The 18749-nt window shown below is 66.4% G+C and carries 15 protein-coding genes; 5 read left to right on the top strand and 10 right to left on the bottom strand.

Annotation, left to right across the window (positions count from 1 at the left end):
* Positions 1-57: 57 nt before the first annotated feature.
* On the bottom strand, positions 58-732 hold the full coding sequence (locus BGN95_RS14965; RefSeq protein ID WP_265314609.1) for a response regulator transcription factor: 675 nt from the start codon (positions 730-732) through the stop codon (positions 58-60).
* A 94-nt stretch (positions 733-826) separates the two neighbouring features.
* Positions 827-3634 carry a PAS domain-containing hybrid sensor histidine kinase/response regulator family protein gene (locus tag BGN95_RS14960; protein WP_286773145.1) on the bottom strand — a complete coding sequence of 936 codons (2808 nt, stop codon included), beginning with the start codon at positions 3632-3634 and terminating at the stop codon, positions 827-829.
* A gap of 92 nt (positions 3635-3726) precedes the next feature.
* Between BGN95_RS14960 and BGN95_RS14955 the strand changes: the two genes are divergently transcribed.
* The 5 genes from BGN95_RS14955 (at position 3727) to BGN95_RS14935 (ending at position 7515) form a co-directional block, all read left to right on the top strand.
* Positions 3727-4053, top strand: a complete 327-nt coding sequence (locus BGN95_RS14955; RefSeq protein WP_286773144.1) for a YnfA family protein — start codon at positions 3727-3729, stop codon at positions 4051-4053.
* Positions 4054-4194: 141 nt separating this feature from the next.
* Positions 4195-4461, top strand: a complete 267-nt coding sequence (locus BGN95_RS14950; RefSeq protein ID WP_286773143.1) for a hypothetical protein — start codon at positions 4195-4197, stop codon at positions 4459-4461.
* Positions 4462-4576: 115 nt separating this feature from the next.
* Positions 4577-5230, top strand: a complete 654-nt coding sequence (locus BGN95_RS14945; protein WP_286773142.1) for a glutathione S-transferase family protein — start codon at positions 4577-4579, stop codon at positions 5228-5230.
* A gap of 138 nt (positions 5231-5368) precedes the next feature.
* Positions 5369-5725 carry a YjhX family toxin gene (locus BGN95_RS14940; protein ID WP_286773141.1) on the top strand — a complete coding sequence of 119 codons (357 nt, stop codon included), beginning with the start codon at positions 5369-5371 and terminating at the stop codon, positions 5723-5725.
* Between the two features lie 158 nt (positions 5726-5883).
* Complete coding sequence (locus tag BGN95_RS14935) at positions 5884-7515, top strand: Na+/H+ antiporter (RefSeq protein WP_286773140.1); 1632 nt, start codon at positions 5884-5886, stop codon at positions 7513-7515.
* 26 nt (positions 7516-7541) lie between these two features.
* Here BGN95_RS14935 and BGN95_RS14930 read toward each other — a convergent pair whose 3' ends face one another.
* The 8 genes from BGN95_RS14930 to BGN95_RS14895 all read right to left on the bottom strand — a co-directional run.
* Entirely contained in the window at positions 7542-8621 is a 1080-nt protein-coding gene (locus tag BGN95_RS14930) for a flavodoxin family protein (RefSeq protein ID WP_286773139.1), read from the bottom strand.
* A gap of 63 nt (positions 8622-8684) precedes the next feature.
* Complete coding sequence (locus tag BGN95_RS14925; RefSeq protein ID WP_286773138.1) at positions 8685-9206, bottom strand: DUF6496 domain-containing protein; 522 nt, start codon at positions 9204-9206, stop codon at positions 8685-8687.
* A 154-nt stretch (positions 9207-9360) separates the two neighbouring features.
* Positions 9361-10035, bottom strand: coding sequence for a DUF2490 domain-containing protein (locus tag BGN95_RS14920; protein WP_286773137.1), 675 nt, complete (start codon positions 10033-10035; stop codon positions 9361-9363).
* Between the two features lie 293 nt (positions 10036-10328).
* Positions 10329-11597 carry a glucose/galactose MFS transporter gene (gluP, locus tag BGN95_RS14915; RefSeq protein ID WP_286773136.1) on the bottom strand — a complete coding sequence of 423 codons (1269 nt, stop codon included), beginning with the start codon at positions 11595-11597 and terminating at the stop codon, positions 10329-10331.
* A 76-nt stretch (positions 11598-11673) separates the two neighbouring features.
* The gene (locus BGN95_RS14910) at positions 11674-12660 is read right to left on the bottom strand and encodes a LacI family DNA-binding transcriptional regulator (RefSeq protein WP_265312803.1); all 987 of its coding nucleotides are present in this window, start codon (positions 12658-12660) and stop codon (positions 11674-11676) included.
* Between the two features lie 178 nt (positions 12661-12838).
* Positions 12839-14341, bottom strand: a complete 1503-nt coding sequence (locus tag BGN95_RS14905; RefSeq protein ID WP_265312802.1) for a carboxylesterase/lipase family protein — start codon at positions 14339-14341, stop codon at positions 12839-12841.
* Positions 14342-14343: 2 nt separating this feature from the next.
* Positions 14344-16545, bottom strand: coding sequence for a beta-glucosidase family protein (locus BGN95_RS14900; RefSeq protein ID WP_286773135.1), 2202 nt, complete (start codon positions 16543-16545; stop codon positions 14344-14346).
* A gap of 106 nt (positions 16546-16651) precedes the next feature.
* Positions 16652-18749 (bottom strand): TonB-dependent receptor (locus BGN95_RS14895; protein ID WP_286773134.1); only part of this gene is annotated, 2098 nt, incomplete at its 5' end.

Below are 18749 nucleotides of genomic sequence, written 5' to 3'. Positions count from 1 at the left end.
CCTGCAGCGCCGACAGCCGCCACGTCAGGCTCCAGCGCAACGACGCGGGGGTGTCGCTCACGATGCCTGCTTCAGCAGATAGCCGATTCCCCTGACCGGATGCACCTCCAGCCCGGCGCCGGCGGCGGCGAGCTTCCGGCGCAGCCGCGAGATATGCGCATCGAGTGTGTTGGACTGGATCTCGTCGTCGAAGCCATAGACCGCATCTTCGAGCGCCTGGCGCGACACCGTCCGTCCGATCCGTCGCAGCAGCACCTGCAGCACGAGCAATTCGCGGCGGGTCAGTTCCAGCCTTTCGCCGCCGACGCGCGCCTCCGGGCCGTTGAAATCGAACGAAAGCTCGCCGAAGGTCTCGACGTCGGCGCGCATGTCCGACGGCCGGCGCATCACCGCCCTGAGCCGCGCGAGCAGTTCCTCGATCGCAAATGGCTTGGAGAGATAATCGTCCGCGCCGGCATCCAGCCCGTCGACGCGATCGTCGATTTCGCGCCGCGCGGTCAGCACGATGACCGGCGCGGCCAGCCCGCGGGTGCGGAGCCAGGGAATGAGCGAAAGCCCGTCGCCGTCGGGCAATTGGCGATCGAGCAAGATCGCATCATAGGAAGCACCCGCCGCCGCTTCTTCGGCCTCGGCGAGGCACGCCACGATATCGACCACCGCGTCATATCGCCGCAGCACCGTGCGCAGCGCCGACGCCAGCTCAGCCTCGTCTTCCAGCAGCAGGATACGCAATAGCCGATCTTCCTTTCGTGCGATTGTCCCCGACGGAGATTGCGGGGACATTGCGCGACTGCCCGGCGCGCGCAACCTTCGTGCATTGCGGTGGTTACGCGCTGGTCGCGACGTCGCGCTCGACCGCCTTGGCGATGGCGATCGCGAGTTGCGACTGGTTGAACGGCTTGCCGAGGCGGATCGCGCTGCTGCGTGCCGCGACATCCTCGCCATAGCCGCTGGCAAGGATGATCGGCGTGCCGGGCCGGATTTCGTCGACCGCCGCGATCAATTCGCTGCCGGTCATATTGGGCATCGCCTGATCGGTCACGATAAGGTCGATATCGTCGCGCGCGCGGAACGTCTCCAGCGCCTCGGCGGCGGAATCGGCCTCGATCACGTCATGCCCGAGATCCTCGAGCAGGGCGGCGGTGTTGATCAGGACGAGCGCGTCGTCGTCGACCGCAAGGATCTTCAGCCGCGGGATTTGCGGTTCGGGCTCCGCGACCGGCTCGGCGGCGGCCGACACCGTGTCATCCTGCGCGACCGGCAGCCAGATGACCGCGCTCGTCCCCTCGCCAGGGCGGCTCAACAGCTCGAACATCCCGCCGATCTGTTGCGCCATGCCGTGGACCATCGCCAGCCCGAGCCCGGTGCCCTTGCCCACGCCCTTGGTCGTGAAAAAGGGTTCGGCCGCGCGGCGCACGGTTTCCTCGTCCATCCCGGTCCCCCGATCGGTGATGACCAGCCGGACATAATGTCCCGCTGGCAGCTTGGTCGCGGGATCGTCGGCCAGCACCTCCTTCGACGCCGAAATCAGGATCGGCCCGCCGCCCGGGGTCGCGTCGCGCGCGTTGACGATCAGGTTGAGCAGCGCCATTTCGAGCTGGTTGGCGTCGGCGCGAATGAACGGCAGGCGAAGCGGGAAATTGGTCGAAATCGGCCATTCCGGGCCGATCGACCGCTGGACGAGGTCGCTCATCCCCGCGAGCAGCTGCGGCAGATTGACCCGATCGACCTTGAGATCCTGGCGGCGCGCAAAGGCGAGCATCCGCTGGGTCAGCGTCGCACCGCGCTGCGCGCCCTCGATCGCATTGTCGAGCAGCCTTTTGCTCAGCGGATCATCGGGAACGCGCTTGCGCAACAGATCGAGGCTGCTGAGGACCGCCATCAGCAGATTATTGAAATCATGGGCAATACCACCGGTGAGCTGCCCGATCGCCTCCATTTTCTGCGATTGGAACAACACTTCCCGTGCCTGTTCCAGCTCGCGTTGCGCCTTTTCGCGCTCGGTGATGTCGCGGGTGATCTTGGCGAAGCCGATCGGCACCCCCGCATCGTCGCGAATCGCGTCGATCACCACGCTGGCGCGGAAACGCTCGCCGTCCTTGCGGACCCGCCAGCTTTCGGCGAGGAAGCGTCCCTCGGTACGCGCGGTTTCGAGCGCGCGTTGCGGTTCGCCGTTGGCGCGATCCTCCTCGGTATAGAAGCGTGAGAAATGCTCGCCGATGATCTCGTCGGGCTCGTATCCCTTGATCCGTCGCGCACCCTCGTTCCAGCTCGAAACATGCCCGTCGAGGTCTAGCATGTAGATCGCGTAATCGGTCACGCCCTGAACAAGATGGCGGAACTGCGCCTGGCTTTCGTTGAGCGCCTCTTCGGCACGGCGGCGCTGGGTGATGTCGCGGCCATAGGCGAAGATCATGCCGTTTTCGGTCGAGCTATGCCACTCGATCCAGCGGAAACCGCCGTCGGCGGTCAGCAGGCGGCTTTCGTAATTGGTGAGCTGTTCGTCGTCGCGGGCGCGGGCGAGCGCATCGTCGTTGGCACCGGCATCGTCGGGATGAACGAACGCGCTGAAATGATGCCCCACCACCTGATCGAGCGGATGCCCGAGCATCTGCGCCCAGGACGGGCTGACCGAGCGCAGCACGCCCTCGCCGTCGATGACGACCATCAGATCGCGCGAAAAGGTCCACATGCGGTCGGCGCGGAGCCGCTCGCTCTGGAGCGCGGCGACATTGGCGAGCGCGCCGCCGATCTGCGCGGCGATCAGCCGCGCGATGTCGAGGATGCCGGCATCCTCGCTGCGATAGGGGCTCAGCCCGAGGACGAGCCGGCCGGCACTCTCGCCCGGCCCGGGGATCGCGATCGAGATCGCCGCGCGCGGGGGTCGGTCCCAATCGCCCGTGGGCCAGTCGATGTCGGCGGGAAGCGCGACGATCCGGCCGTTTTCGCCGTCCCCTCGCGAGAGGCGCGCGATCGCCGCTTCGAACGACGATGGCGCGGGATGCGCGGCGTCGCCCGTCAGCTGTAGGCTGGCAAACGGGAAATCGCGGCGATTGGTCGCGAAGGTCGAGCGCACCGCATCGTGGATCGCCGATCTGTCGGTCGCGCCGACCAGCGCCGCGCCGAGCTGGCGTATCGTTTCGAGGCGCCGTTCGCCGATGACGCGCTCGGTCTCCTCGCTGACGATGCACAACAGCCCCCCGACGTCGCCATCGGCGGTGTGGAGCGGGCTGTAGGAAAAACTGTGATAGGTTTCCTCGGGATAACCGCTGCGTTCGAGCAGCAGCAACAGCGCCTTGTTCCAGGTCGCTTCGCCGGCGCGGACGCGATCGACCTGATCGGCGACCTCGTCATAGACCTCGGACCAGACCTCGCGAAACGGTCGGCCGAGCATCCCGGGATGCTTGATCCCGAGCGTCGGGATATAGGCGTCGTTGTAGAAGAAATGCAGGTCGTCGCCCCAGCCGAGCCACATCTCGAACCGCGAGGTGAGCAGCATCCGCAGCGGGATTTTCAGCGCGTCGGGCCAGCCGCGCGGATCGCCGAGCGAGGTTGCCGTCCAGTCGTGGCGGCGCATGATATGCGCCATTTCGGAATTGCCGGGAAAGACTTCGCACAGGTCTTCGTCGTACATCCAGATCAATAGCCCGCTTCGTTGCGCCGCCGTGTCAACGCCCGCCCGGTAATTTGGATGCGTCGAGCGCGCCGGGATGCTACCGGCGGCGCATGCCATCGGTGATCATCTATATCGGCGCGGCGCTGGCGGAGATCGCCGGGTGCTTCGCCTTTTGGGCGTGGCTGCGCATGGCGAGGTCCCCCTTGTGGCTCATTCCGGGCTGCGCGTTGCTCGTCGCCTTCGCCTATCTGCTGACCCGCGTCGATACCGCGGATGCGGGGCGGGCCTATGCGGCCTATGGCGGTATCTACATCACCGCGGCGCTGCTCTGGCTGTGGCTGGCAGAGGGGGTTCGGCCCGACCGCTGGGATCTGGGCGGCGCTTCATTGTGCCTCGCCGGCGCTGCGGTAATCTTCTTCGGGCCGCATCGCGTCTGACGCGTCGAGCGGCGGCGCGCCGATTGCCCGCTGTGCCTATTTTGTCGCGCTCTCCCGCCAAAAATACGCCGCGGTAACCGAATGGGAAAGCGATAGGATTACGTTCGTTACGCATAGCGGGGTGAAAGAAAGGGCGTGTGCATGCGTAACAATGACGAGGCCGATCTGCCCATCAAGGCGGTGCAGGCATGGGTCGACAGCAAGGGCCATCTCTACCCGACCAAGGAAGCGGCGCTTTATGTCGAGATCGAGCGGCTGCTCGGCCATGTCGGCACCGGCGAAAGCCTGGCGCCGGGCATCGCGCGGGTGCTAGTGGAGAAGCGCGACCGGCTGATGCCGTTGCTCAAGGCTTTCGGCGCGGCGAGTGAGGTCATTGAGGCGATTCCGCTGGCGCAAGCGACGGAATAGCGGCGTCGTCGGCATCGCGGGACCCGTTGCGCGCGAGGGTGGATCGCGAAGCGTAGCCGTGGCAAACCCGTGCCCGAACAACGAGCTACGCATCCCCTCAAGCCTGGAGCGCCGCATGAAGCCGACGATCACCGCCTTTGCCGCTTCGCCCGATCGCGGCCGGGGGCTTGCGCGCGATATGCGGGTGCGCTGGGCGTTCGAGGAAGTCGGGCAGCCCTATGATGTCCGCCTGCTGTCGTTTGCGGCGATGAAGGACCCGGCGCATCTCGCGGACCATCCGTTCGGGCAGATCCCGACCTATCGGAACGGCGATCTCGTGCTGTTCGAATCGGGCGCGATCGTGCTCCATATCGCCGAGCGGCACGGGGGGCTGTTGCCCGACGATACGGATGCGCGCGCCCGCGCGGTCGCGTGGATGTTCGCCGCGCTCAACACGGTCGAGCCGCCGATCGTCGAATATGGCATGGCCACGCTCTTCGAGCAGGACAAATCCTGGTACGAGGAACGCCAACAGATGCTCGAGGCGCGTGTCCGCGCGCGGCTGGACGAACTTTCCGCCGCGCTCGGCGATGGCGACTGGCTCGAGGGCGCGTTCAGCGCGGGGGACCTGCTGATGGTCACGGTGCTGCGGCGGATCGAACGATCGGGGCTGTTGGCGCATTATCCGAACCTCGCGGCTTATGTCGCCCGCGGCGAGGCGCGGCCGGCCTATCGGCGCGCATTCGACGCGCAACTGGCGGTGTTCACCGCCAGCGAGACGAGCGGCTGAGCGCCCAAGCCCGCGAACGGCGTCCTTGCGGTCGCGCCGGATCGATATTATCGCTACCCTCTATGTGTTCGTTTGAACTTGTCTCTCGCCAATAGGCGGCCCGGGATAGACTGATCCCTATTGCCGCCCGAGCACGCGATGGAATGCGCTTCCGTCGCGCGGTTTGATTTGCCTGCGGCGCGCAACGCCCAATCGTTGCACTGGCGCGGCAGGCGAAGGCGGGACTTGTTTTCAATGAATGTATCGAAGGCCGAGCAGCGCGTGCTTCACGCGCTTGCGCAAGGTGGTCGGATTGTTCATCGCCGCGATGAAATTACGCGGGATATTACGAACGTCGACTGTTTCACGAGGGAAGGCTGGCGGCTTTCCAATTGTACGCTGGCGATTTTCCATTCACTCCGCCGCAAACGCCTGATCGCGAGCAAATCGGGCGCGGCCTATCGGATCACCTATCAGGGCCTGCGCTGGCTCAACGGGCAGGCCGATAACAGGTGAAACCGCCGCTGCCGCCGGGATCGCGCGCGGCCCCGGCAGCGGCGGCATTTCCGCCACCGACCGGCGCGTTTAACAAAATGTTGCCGCACGCGTCGCGGGGTTGTCCTGCTATCGTGAGGTTCTAGGTAACCCCGCATCCAGCACGCGGAGCATTGATTTTGGCAGCAGTATCGGTCGTCCTCTTCCTTCTCCTCGCCGTCGTCGTCAGCGGTGCCATATCGAGGATGCTGCCGATCTCGCTGCCGACCCCGCTGGTCCAGATCATGCTCGGTGCGGTTATCGGGCTTTCCACCTCCTATCGCGTCGAGCTCGATCCCGAGCTGTTCCTGCTGCTGTTCCTGCCGCCGCTGCTGTTCCTCGATGGCTGGCGCATCCCCAAGGACGAATTACTCAAGGACGTGTCGACCGTCGTGGAGCTTGCGCTGGGCCTCGTGCTGCTGACGGTGATCGGTATGGGGCTGTTCATCCACTGGATGATCCCGGCGATGCCGCTGGCGGTGGCGTTCGCGCTGGCGGCGGTCGTCTCGCCGACCGATCCAATCGCGGTGTCGGCGATCGCCGCGCGGGTGCCGATCCCGAAGCGGATGATGCACATCCTCGAGGGCGAATCGCTGCTCAACGACGCGTCGGGCCTCGTCTGCCTGCGTTTCGCGATCGCCGCGGCGCTGACGGGCGCCTTTTCGGTCGGGGCGGCGGCGCTCAACTTCCTGTGGGTCGCCGGGGCCGGCCTCGCGATCGGGGTGGTGGTGACGCTCGCCGCCACGCGGGCGAAGGCGTGGGTGACGCGGCGCTGGGGCGAGGATACCGGGTCGCAGATCCTCGTCAGCCTGCTGATCCCGTTCGGCGCCTATCTGCTCGCCGAGCAGGTCCACGCCTCGGGCATCCTCGCGGCGGTGGGCGCGGGGGTGACGATGACCTTCGCGGAAATTTCGCGCCAGGCGCTCGCCGTCACGCGGATGCGGCGCAACTCGGTGTGGGATACGATCCAATTCTCGCTCAACGGCATTATCTTCGTGCTGCTCGGCGAGCAGCTCCCCGGCATTCTCGCCGGCGCGAGGCAGACCGTGGCGGTCACCGGGCACAGCGCGCCGTGGTGGCTCGCGGTCTACGTCCTCGCCATCGTCGCCGGGCTGGCGCTGTTGCGCTCGCTATGGGTATGGATGTCGCTGAGGCTGACGATCCTGCGCAAGCGCAATCGCGGCGAGAGCCTGCAAAGCCCGAACTGGCGGCTGATCGCGGCGATGTCGTTCGCGGGGGTACGCGGGGCGATCACATTGGCGGGTGTGCTCACGTTGCCGCTGGCGCTGGACGACGGCTCGCCGTTTCCGGCGCGCGACCTCGCGATCTTTCTCGCCGCCGGGGTGATCATCGTCTCGCTCGTCCTCGCGAGCGTCGCGCTGCCGATCCTCCTCAGGGACCTGCGCATGCCGCCCGAACCCTCACGGCAGGCGGAGGAGGACGTGACGCGCATCGCGACCGCGAAGGCGGCGATCGCCGCGATCGAGCAGCGGCAGCATATGCTGGCCGAAGAAAGCGGTGACGCCGATCTCTACACCTCGACCGCGGCGCGGGTGATGGACTTCTATCGCGAGCGCATCGAAGGGCTGAGCGACGGACGTTCGGACGATCTTCGGATGCAGGAACGGTTGTTCGGGGACTTTCTTCTGGCGGGGGTGGCCGCCGAGCGCCGGACGCTGGCGGAACTGGCGCGGCGGCGCGAGGTGGGAAGCGCGACCGTCCAGAAGCTGACCCGCGAACTCGATCTCGCCGAGGCGCGCTTTCGCGGGTGAGCCGCGCGCGCCGGGAACCGGTGGCGTCACTTCGCGCGCGGCTGATCGAGCGTGGCGCCGGCTTGCAGGAATCGTCCCTTGCCCTTCGCCTTGCACGCCTCGCTTAACGTGCGCGCGGCGTTGCGCACCTCTTCCTGGATCGCCTCGTCGCTGTCGAGCGCGGCGTGGCTGGTGGCATAGGGCTCATAATAGCCGATATAGCGATCGAGCTCGGCCTTCACCCCGGCCGGCTGCATCTGCATGAAGCGCATCCAGTCGGACAGCGAGCGGCGAACATTCTCGGCGCCCTCGACATCGCCGTGCACCACCACCCCGAACAGCCGGCCCGCGAGATGGCGCGGATAGGGCCAGCCATCGAGCTCGAGCGCCTTGGCCTTTTTGGCGTCCTTGCCGTGGGTGCTGGTCGGATCGGGATTGCCGCCGTCGGCGCAGACGAGGCGGTCGATCATCAGCTTCAGGGGCGAGGAGCACATGTACCAATTGACCGGCGTGACGATCATCACCCCCTGCGCGGCGACCCACAAAGGGTAGATGTCGTTCATCCAGTCCTGCGTCTCGCCGAGCGAATAGTTCGGATAGCAGGAGCAGGGCCAATGGCAGAGCGCGGCGGCGGTCGAGAAACATGCCTTGCACGGGTGGATATGGCGCCCGTATTCGGAGGCGAGCCGCGAAAGATCGAGGAGGTCGACGGCATGGCCATCCGCTTCGAAGATCGCGCGCGCGATCTCCACGAGGCGCCAGCTCTTCGACATCTCGCCGGGGCAGCTATGTTCGCTGCGTGACGAGCCGTTGATCAGCAGGATGCGCGGCACCGCGTCGGGATCGTCATGAACCCGCTGCGCCTCGTCGATCCGCGCCCGGGCCTCGATCCAGTCGATCGCGAGATCATAGTCCGGATCGGCATAGCCCGGCCCCGCCTTGCGCGTGCGCGGCGACTTGCGCTGGTGCGCATAGGCATCCCAGGCGGCGCCCGCGATGCGATCGAGCTCGGGTTGCAGCGCGTCGAAGGCCGGATCGACGAACTGGCCGCGGAAGCGCTGTTTGAACTCGGTCGCCCCGAGGCGCGGCGAGGGCATGCCTTTGCGGGGCTCGGGTGGCTGGCTCACCGGACCTCCTTTTGTGTCTGCGGTGCGCAACACAACGTCCGGCGGGCCGAAAAGGTCGCGGGATCAGCGCGCCGATCCGTCGCGGCCGGCGCGATGCGCGCGCGTTCTCGCCGCTTTCTGCGCCGCCGCTTTCCGCCCCGCCGCGCCCTTGGTCTCGGCGGCTTTCTTCGCGGCGGCCGATCGCTCCGCCGGGGTCCGGCGCGCTGCCGCCTGTTTGGCCTGCCGCGACAGTGCCTCGTGCGATGCGGTTGATGTCGGCTCGTGCTCGAGTACCTCGGTCACCGCCTTCGACACTTTCGGGCGACGCTTCGGGGTACGTTCGCCCTGGCCGACCTCATAGGCATATTCGGCGCTCTTGCGGGTGCTTTCCTTGACTGTGCCCTTCCGGGGCGGCGGCAAATCAACCCCCGCGCGGCGCGCTTCCGACAGGCCGATGGCGATCGCCTGTTTGGTCGAGCGCACGCCATGTTCGCCGTGGCGGATCTTGTCGATTTCCGCGCGGACGAATTCGCCGGCCTGCGTCCCGGGCGACTTGCCTTCGCGTTCGTCCTCGCGGGCTTTCTCGATCGTCTTCCTGTCCGGCATCGCCTTCTCCTTCGCTGGCTGGGACAGAAGGTCGGACAGCGATATGCTATCGCGATCCTCGACGAGGCCAACGCCCTCGCGGCCGGAATGATCCTCGTCGGGCCGATCGCTAACTGGTTTAACGGACTGGCCGGGAAGCCGGCCCTCGTGGCGCCTAGAGCCTGACGTTGAAATTGACCGCGAGAACGTGGTTCATGATATTGGGCCCGGGCCGGGCGATCAGTTGATTGAGATAGCCCGGTTCCAGCCTGACCCGATCGATCAGCGGAAGGTTGAGCCCGACGAAGGTGCGGGTCTGGTCGAAGCCGGCCCGGGGCCCCCAGCCGGTATCGTTCAGCCCGAAAAAGGTTTCGTTCCAGACGACCGCATTGACCTTGCTCGCGGTATGCAGCGGCGCCTCGATCCGGACCTGCTGGCGGACGCGCCAGCCGGTCTCGCCGCCTTCGCGGAAACGCTGTTCGAGGCGGGTTCGACCGGTCAGTCGCAAGCCATCGGGGCGGGATAGGATCGTATAGCCGATCTGTTCCCAGACGCGATGTTCGTTGGTCGTCCGCCCGGCTTCGGGATCGTGACGAAAAAAGAGATAACCCGCGGTCAGCGCGAGATTGGGGTTGAGCTTGTAGCTGACGCTCGGACGCACCAGAAGCTGGGTCAGGCCCGTCAGGCTGTCGTCGACCCGGGTATGCAGTTCGAGCGTCGCATCGACCTTGTCCGACAAGGCCGTGACCGCGTTGACGGCAAACCATGCCTGGCCGTTTTGCTCGGTCTGCGCATGCGCCGGGGCGGCAACGAGCAGCGCGACGGCGGCCGGAATCCAGATCCTGTACACCGTGTCAGCCTTGGGCCGTATCGAAGCGGTAAGCTAAATTGATCGGGGACCTAAAACAGACCACGGTTGAATCTCATATTACATGCATCGTTACGAAATATGTTTCATCGATCGTCGGTGGACCTTTGCTCCGGCGAGGCGATTGAATTTACATATATACATTGCATATTTCTGAATATTGCTAAATTGTAATTTAATGTTGTCTTAAACGAGCAAGCTTTATTGCTTTATTTTGTCTGTACGCTCGCCCGCCAGGATCGTGCCGCTGGGCCGCCATCGGATGCGGCGGACCCTCAGTGGCGGGTCACGCCCCCGGCATCATCGATGCGAGCCGACCGGATGGCCGCGCGCCCTGCGGCAACCGCGAACAGGCACAAGGCGAGGTAGCAGGCGGCCGGCAGGATGAAGGAATGGTGGTAACCGAAGGCATCGGAAATCGCACCGGCCGCAAGCGGCAACACCGCGCCGCCGACGATGGCGGTGCACAACAGCCCCGAGGTCGCCTCCTCGCTCGCGGTCGATCGTTCGAGCGTGAGCGTGAAGATCGTCGGAAAGGCGATCGAATTGCACAGCCCGACCGCGAGCGCGGCATAGCCGCCGATCCCGCCGCCGACGAGGAACACGATAAGGCACAATGCCGCCGCCGCCGCCATCGCGCCGGCGAGCAGCCGGTGCGCGGGGAAGGAGATCATCAGCCCCGATCCGATGAAGCGGCCGATCATCGCGCCGAGCCAGTAGAGGCTGACGAAATAGCCCGCCTGCTGGAGCGGGATGTTCCACACGTCGGGGGCGTGGAGGAACAACGCCATCTGCGTGCCGATCGATACCTCGGCGCCGACATAGAGGAAGATCGCGAGCGCGCCGAGCACCGCCCAGCGCGCCGACAGCGCGGCGCCGATCGATGCGCCGGCGGCAAGCGGGGGCGCAGCGGCCTCGATCCGACGGCGCATCGCCCAGATGAAAACGCCGAGCAGCACGATCAGCCCCGCGATGAGAAGGAAGGCGGTGTCGATCGACGACAATGCGGCGTGGCGCGCGGCGTCGCTCAGGATCTCGCCGGGCTTGGTATCCAGCCCGCGCAGCAACAGGCTCGCGCCGACCAGCGGGCCGAGCACGGTGCCCAGCGAGTTGAAGCCCTGCGCGAAGGTAAGCCGGAAATGGCGCCGTGCGGGCGGCCCCAGCGCCGAGGCGAGCGGGTTCGCCGCCACCTGCAGAATCGTGATGCCGCTCGCGATGACGAACAGCCCGAGCAGCACGCCCGCATAAAGCGCGGCATTGCTCGCCAGCAGGATGATGACGCAGCCCGCCGCCATCAGCGCCAGCGCCACGACGATGCCGCGCACGTGCCGGAGCCGCGCGACCAGCATGCTCGCGGGCAGCGAGGCGAGCGCATAAGCGATGAAGAAGGCGAAGGCGCTGAGCTGCGCCTCGACGTTGCTGAGGCTGAAGATGTTCTTCACCGCCGCGACGAGCGGGTCGACCAGCGAGGTGATGAAACCCCAGCCGAAAAACAATGCCGTCACCGCCGCGAAGGCGCCGCCGGCGGGAGCGGATCGGTTCATGACTTTTCTCCGGCGCGCCGCGCGGGGCGGGGCGCGCGCTGTTCCAGGGCTGGCGTCTGGTCGTGCGACATGAGGGTCAGCCGGCGAGCTTCGCCGTCGAACCGCGGATCAGCAATTCGTGCTTGATCGCCGCCGGATCGAGCGCGCCGCCAAGCAGGATCGTCGCGGCGGCGGCGCCGAGAAGCTGGGTCGGCTGCCGTACCGTCGTCAGCGCGGGATAGGCGAGGCGGCTCGCGGGGGAATCGTCGAAGCCGGCGATTGCGAGATCGTCGGGCACCGAAAGCCCGCGGCTATGCGCGACCCGCAGCGCGCCGAGCGCCATTTCGTCGTTGCTGGCGAAGATCGCGGTGGGGGGCAGCGGCAGATCGAGCAACGCCGCCGCCGCCTGCGCGCCGGATTCGAGATCGAACCGCCCCGGCTGGATCAGCGCCGGCTCGGGCTCGATCCCCGCTTCCGCCAGCCCGTCGAGATAGCCGCGAAAGCGTCGCTGGGCGAGCGCGTGCTCGGGATGCGGGAGGACGAAGCCGATCCGGCGGTGCCCCTTTTCCATCAGATGCGCGACCATCGCGCGTGAGATCGTGCGATCGTCGATGACGATCGATTCGCCGTAGAGATCGAGCCCGCCCGCGATGCGGACCAGCGGCACTTTGAAGCGCGCGACATGCTCGACCACCGCCGGCATGTCGCACAGCGGCGGGGTCAGGATCATCCCGTCGGGGCGGAGCGTGGTGATGAGACGCTCGATCACCGGCAGCATCTGATCGTCGAGCTCGACCGGCTCGGAAACGAGGTGATAGCCGTGGTCGCGGCAGGTGCGCGCCGCACCCATCAGGATCTCGGTGATATAAGCGGCGCTGGGGTTGTTGAACGGATAGGCGATGATGAACGATTTGTGCCCGGCAAGCTGGCGCGCCGCCAGATTGGGCCGGAAATCCAGCGCCTCCACCGCGGCCATCACGCGATCGCGCAACTGGGGTCGGACGTGCGCCTCCCCGTTGAGCACGCGCGATACCGATTTCATCGATACGCCGGCGTGTTGCGCCACATCGCGGATGGTCGGCACTCAATTCTCCATTACGGCGCGTGCCGGTGATCGCACATGCCTGTCGCCAGCGTGATCCGGTTCGAACGATGCGGGCGGCTGATGGCGCCGGCCGCAGGTTCGGGATATCCAACCGGTCTGTCTTTGTCACATCCGGCGCGGCGGCGGGTCGGTATGTTCCTGCCGCCGCGCCGGATCATCAATGCCGGGCCGTGGCGCGCCGTTCGGTGAAATCGAGCCGGGCCTTATAGGGATCGTCGCCGTGCCGCGCGCCCGCGCCGTCGATGATCTGGACGGTGTCGTCGCCCGCTACCGCCTTCGGCCAAAGCGGGACGCCCCCTGCGCCGTCGGGGCGGCCGGTCTTGACGAAATTGACCCAGTAACGGTGCGTCAGTGCTGCCACCGGGGCCTCGGCGGGGATCATCTTCGGATCGCGCCGCGCGGCGACCGTGTCGAACGCATAGGGGATCTCGCTCGCATGCGGGGCGCCCCCCATCGCCGCGGCGACGGGCGGAACGGCATAAGCGAAGCGATAGAGATAGACCGGCTGGCGCGCGGCGAGCGTGCGGGCGACCGCGCGTGCCGGCTCGATCATCATCGCATCGGCGCTGGTCGCGGTGCCGAGCGCGAGCCCGGTGGCCTTGCCCTCGGGATCGTAAAGTCGGCGTGCTTCGTCGGCGTCCGCGCCGAACGCGGCGAATATCTTGTCCTTGTCGGTCACGAAGGGAAAGCCGTCGGCCGAGTTCGCGCCGATCATCACCGGCACTTGCGCATAACGACCTGCGGTCGCGGCGGCGACCGGCGACCCGGTGATCGTCCGGCCGTCGATCATCGGCCCCGAATAGCCGGGCTGCCGCATCGTCATCATCGAAAGATCGCCGGTGATCTTCTCCGCCGGCAGCGCGCGGAGCTGATCGGCGGTGAGGTTCGGCGCGAAGGCTTCTCCGGCCTTCGCCGCCTCGGCGAGGGTCGGCTGCGGCAAGGCATCGCGTCCGCCGCCGGATTCGACGATCGCGCGGGCAAACAGCCCGCGCGCCAGCGGCGATTGCAGCAGCATGTGCATCGACATGCCGCCCGCGCTTTCGCCGACCACGGTAACCTGCGCCGGATCGCCGCCGAACTTGGCGATATTCGCCTGGACCCATTTCAGTGCGGCGATCTGATCGAGGAAGCCGAAATTGCCGCCGTAGCCCTCTTTCTCGAGCGCCGGGTGGGCGAAGAAGCCGAAACGCCCGAGCCGGTAGTTGAGGCTGACGAAGACGATCCCGTCGCGGGCGAAGGCGTCCCCTGCATAGACCGCGGGCGAGCTGCCGCCGTTGACGAACCCGCCGCCGTGGACCCACACCATGACCGGCAGCTTGGCCCCGGCCTTCGTGCCGCTGGGCTGCCAGACGTTGAGATAGAGGCAATTCTCCGAAGGCTGGGTTGCGATCGGGGCGGCATCGGGCGGGAAGGGGGCCTGCGCGCAATCGGGCGCGAAGGCGCCGGCGTCGCGCACCGCCTTCCAGGCGGTGACCGGCTGTGGCGCGCGCCACCTGTTCGCCCCGACCGGCGGTGCGGCATAAGGGATGCCCCTGAAGACGGTGACGTCGCCGCTGGTGGTGCCCTTGACCGGGCCCGACAGCGTCTGGACCGTCTGGGCGGCGGCAGGAGCAGCGCCGGCGAGTGCGGCGAGGCCCGCGAGCGCGATCAGCTTTCGCATCGTCAATCCTTCCAGCTACGAGCGGCGATCCGCACGGTGACCGCCGGCCCCAGATGCTCGGCGTCCGATCCCAGCGCGAAGGCATAATCGCCCGCCGGGATCTTCCAGCCGCCGTTATCCCAGTCGGCGAGCAGCCGCGGGTCGATCGTCACACTGACCTTCTGCGACGCGCCGGGTGCGAGTTCGACGCGTTTGAAGCCGACCAGCCGCTGTTTGGGGTTGCCCGCTCGCGAGACGAGGTAGAGCTGGCCCACCGTCGCGCCGGCGCGGCCGCCGGTGTTGCCCAGCGTGAAGGTCGCGGTCCTGCCGTCGGTCTTGAGCCCGCCCGCGGTGAAGCTGGTGTAGGAGAGCCCGTAGCCGAACGGGAACAGCGCCTTCTCCCCCTTGCGGGCGAACCAGCGATAGCCGACGTCGGAGCCTTCGATGTCGTAATCGGCGGTCAGCCGCGCATCCTTGCTCGGGGCCTCGCCGGCGAAATTGGGCTCCAGCTCGGCATAGCCATCGAGGATCGGGCGCGGGAGCTGGCCGGCGTTTTTCGGGAAAGTGATCGGCAGCCGGCCCGACGGATTGGTCTCGCCGAACAGTACCGAGGCGATCGCCTCGCCGCCGCGCGCGCCCGGATACCAGGCTTCGAGCACCGCCGCGGTCTTGTCGAGCCACGGCATGTCGACCGGATTGCCGGTTTCGAGCACGACGATCGTGCGCGGGTTGGCGGCCGCCACCGCCTCGATCAGCGCATCCTGCCCGTGGGGGAGCGAGAAATCGGCCTGGTCGAGCCCCTCGGTCGACCATTTGGTCGCGAACACGATGACGACATCGGCCTTCTTCGCCTGGTTGACGGCATCGGCGACATAATCCCCCATCCGCCACACCACCTCGGCGCCCGGCGCCATTGCGCGGATCGCCTTGACCGGCGACGAGCGGTGATAGTTTTGCTGCATCAATGCGGCGAACGGCCCCTCCGCGCCGATCGCGACGGTGACGACCGGTCCGCCTTCACCCTGCACCTGGCTCGAGCCGCCGCCCGACAGCACGCCCTGCGTCGCATAGCCGCCGATCACTGCGATCCGCTTCGCGGTCTTGGCGAGCGGCAGGACATTCCCCTCGTTGCGCAGCAGCACGATGCCCTGCTTGGCGGTATCTTCCGCCACCTTGGCGTGCGCGGCGAAATCGATCGCGCCGCCCGGCTTCGCCGGATTCTTGTCGAGCCCCGCGGCATAGATGGCGGTGAGCACGCGCTTGTTCATATCGTCGAGCCGCGCGGCATAGCGCGGGTCCTTCGCGGCGGCATCGCCCAGCGTTCTGGCGAAGAACACCGCGGGATCGAGCTGCTCGCCCGATTGCTGGTCGAGCCCGTGGAGCGCGGCGTCGAGGCCCGGCACCGCGCCCCAATCGGACATCACGAAGCCCTTGTAGCGCCAATCCTGCTTCAGCACCTTGTTGAGCAGATAGTCGCTGTCGCAGCCCTGGCTGCCGTGGATGCGATTGTACGAGCACATCACCGACAAGGGGTTGCCGCGCTCGATGCCGATCTGGAAGGCGAGGAGATCGCTCTCGCGCGCCGCCGCATCGGATATCTTGACGTCGATGAACTTGCGCCCGGTCTCCTGCCCGTTGAGCGCGAAATGCTTGATCGTCGAGATGATGTTGTTCGATTGGATACCGGTGATCGCCGCGCCGACCAGTTCGCCCGTCAGCAACGGATCTTCGGAGAGATATTCGAACGTGCGCCCGTTGCGCGGATCGCGCGTCAGATTGGCGCCGCCGGCGAGCAGCACGTTGAAGCCCTTGGCCCGCGCCTCCGCGCCGATCGCCGCGCCCCCCTGGCGGAGGAGATCGGGGTTCCAGCTCGCCGCCATCGCCAGCCCGGAGGGAAGCGCGGTCGCCCCGTCGTGGCGGATGCCCATGACATAGGAGACGCCGAGGCTGGCGTCGGTCTCCTTGAGCGCCGGAACGCCGAGGCGTTCGATCCCGGCGATATAGCCCGCGCCCGGGATCGCATCGGCGGGCGGCCGCGGCGCGTTCGGCGAGAGCGGCAGCGGCATGATGCCGTGGGTCAGCACGGTTTTCTCTTCGGGGGTCATCTGCCGCACGGTCGCCGCGGCGCGCGCCTCGGCCGCCGCGACATTATCGGTCGTGCCCGCGGTGACCGCACTGGGCAGCATCGCCAGCGACGTGGCGGAGGCCATCAGGATCAAACGCATCTTCTTCTCCCGGTTCGTAATTCGGCAATGCGATGGCAGGAGAGGGGAGACCGGCCGCCGGGCCGGCCTCCTCGCTCCGTCAGTTGATCGGATCGGCGCGCCGGCATCAGAATTTGATGCCGGCACGGACGCCGAAGCGACGCGGATCCTGGAAGTTGACCGTACCGTCCCGGCCGAAAATGGGCGTGTTGGGCTTGTTGAAACTGCCGAAGGTCGCCGTCGTCAGCACGACATTATTCTCGAGATTGAGGACATAGGCTCCGATGTAGAATTTATCGTTCGCCGCCTTGTAGGTGATCGAAAGATCGGTCTTGGTAAAGGCCGGCTGGATATAGTCGATCAGGCTGGCGAGATCGGTGAGATAATATTTGCTGCTGTAATTGAGCATCGCATTGGCGACCAGCGAGCCGGCGCTGCCCAGATCGATCGTATAGGTTGCGCCGACACGCCCCGAGACGCGCGGGCTGCGGTTGAGCGCATGCCCGTCGAAGTCGAGCGAAACCGGGCCGTTGGGGCCGACGCGGCCCGGATTGAATTGCGCGTAGCGCGCATCGAGCCAGTTGAACCCCATTTCCACCTGCAGCGCACTCGTCGGCCGGAGATAGGCTTCGAGCTCGACCCCGTCGATCTTCGCCTTCGCGGCATTGGTGGTCAGCTGGCACAGCCCGCAGCCGCCGAAATTGCCGACCTGCGACAATTGCAGCCCCTTGTAATCGTAATGGAAGACCGAGGCGTTGAGGCGGAGCGAATTGTCCGCGGTGTGGAGCTTGACGCCCGCTTCATAGGCGGTCAGCGTTTCGGGCTCATAATAGAGTTCCTTCACGCTATAGACGCATTGCGGCAGCGCGCCGGGGCCGGCGAGGCAGCCGTCGTTGAAGCCGCCCGCCTTATAGCCCGTCGAAACGCTCGCGTAGAACAGCCCGATCGGGGAATCGTAATCGATCCCGCCGCGCCACGTCGTCTTGGAAAAGCTGCGCGAGGCATTGTTGATCTGCAGCGTCACGCGGTTGCCGGGGATGCCCAGCGCCGGATCGGTGTCGAACACCGTCGCGCCGACCCGCGATTTGTCGTCGCTCGAATAGCGCACCCCGGCGGTGAGCCGCAGCTTGGGCAGCAACTCATAGCTCGCCTGGCCGAACGCCGATTTGTTGCTCGCGATCGTCGGATCCTGCGGAAATCCGAAGCGCGTGGCGAAGGGCGGCAGCCCAAGATCCTGCGGGTTGAGCAGGAAGAAATAGATGCCTGATTCTTCCTTGAAATAATAACCGCCGGCCTGGACCTTGAGCGGGCCGTGATCATATGCGAGCCTCACCTCGTGCGAGGTCTGCCAGTAATTGCCGTCGAAGGTGCTGCGGTTCAGCCCGCCGAGCCCCGTCGCATGTTCGTGGCGTTCGCTTTCGCGATACGAGCCCAAATAAGTGAGCGTGAACGGCCCCATGCCGATGTTGAGTTCGCCCATGACCCCCTTGTCGGTGTTATCGACATAAGGGGACCACAATTGCGGGGTGTTGCTGCTGCGTAGCTGGTCGCTGCTTGCGCCGCGGGTGTTGTAGATCGCCTGCGCCGGCCGCGTCGCATTGACGTCGATCAGCGGCGCGGCGCCGGTGAAGAAATTGGTGGTGGGCACCGATCCGATGCGCGTGCCCTTGAGCTTGCTGTAATCGCCGACCAGCAACAGGCTGATGTCGCTGGTCGGCTTGAACAGCACCGACAATCGCGCCGATTTATTGTCCTTATAGGGATCGAGCGAGAAGCCGTCGCCGGACGTGTTCTTCACATAAGAATCATAGCGATCGAAATTGCCGGCAAGCCGGACCGCGAGCACGTCGGTCACCACCGGCGCGTTGACGACGGCGGTCACATTATAGTGGTTGTAGCTTTCGTAGCTTGCGTCGACCTGTGCGCCGAGATCGAATTTCGGACGCGCGCTGATCAGGTTGATCAGGCCGGCGGTGGTATTGCGGCCGTAAAGCGTGCCCTGCGGCCCGCGCAGCACCTCGACCCGCTCGAGGTCGAAGAAGCTGACCTCCTGCGCCTGCGGTCGTGCGACATAGACCCCGTTGACAAGGAATGCGGCCGAGGGATCGCCTTTCTCGGTGCCGTCGGTGCTGGTCACGCCGCGGATCGTGATCTGCAGGCCGTTGTTCCGGACGATCGAGACGTTGGGAACTTTCTCCGCGAGCTGGGTCGGATTGGCGACGCCC

The organism is Sphingomonas sp. 66-10 (assembly GCF_001897045.1).
Lineage (GTDB): Bacteria > Pseudomonadota > Alphaproteobacteria > Sphingomonadales > Sphingomonadaceae > Sphingomonas > Sphingomonas lycopersici.
The sequence above is the reverse complement of the archived record's forward strand: the minus strand, read 5'-3'. Positions and strand labels throughout refer to the sequence as shown.

Bases quoted from the DNA above. Each gene is read 5' to 3' on its own strand.
- BGN95_RS14940 (WP_286773141.1), top strand. From the start codon at position 5,369: ATGGAATGCGCTTCCGTCGCGCGGTTTGATTTGCCTGCGGCGCGCAAC.
- BGN95_RS14950 (WP_286773143.1), top strand. From the start codon at position 4,195: ATGCGTAACAATGACGAGGCCGATCTGCCCATCAAGGCGGTGCAGGCA.
- BGN95_RS14900 (WP_286773135.1), bottom strand. From the start codon at position 16,545: ATGCGTTTGATCCTGATGGCCTCCGCCACGTCGCTGGCGATGCTGCCC.
- gluP (WP_286773136.1), bottom strand. From the start codon at position 11,597: ATGAACCGATCCGCTCCCGCCGGCGGCGCCTTCGCGGCGGTGACGGCA.
- BGN95_RS14960 (WP_286773145.1), bottom strand. From the start codon at position 3,634: ATGTACGACGAAGACCTGTGCGAAGTCTTTCCCGGCAATTCCGAAATG.
- BGN95_RS14905 (WP_265312802.1), bottom strand. From the start codon at position 14,341: ATGCGAAAGCTGATCGCGCTCGCGGGCCTCGCCGCACTCGCCGGCGCT.
- BGN95_RS14955 (WP_286773144.1), top strand. From the start codon at position 3,727: ATGCCATCGGTGATCATCTATATCGGCGCGGCGCTGGCGGAGATCGCC.
- BGN95_RS14925 (WP_286773138.1), bottom strand. From the start codon at position 9,206: ATGCCGGACAGGAAGACGATCGAGAAAGCCCGCGAGGACGAACGCGAA.
- BGN95_RS14945 (WP_286773142.1), top strand. From the start codon at position 4,577: ATGAAGCCGACGATCACCGCCTTTGCCGCTTCGCCCGATCGCGGCCGG.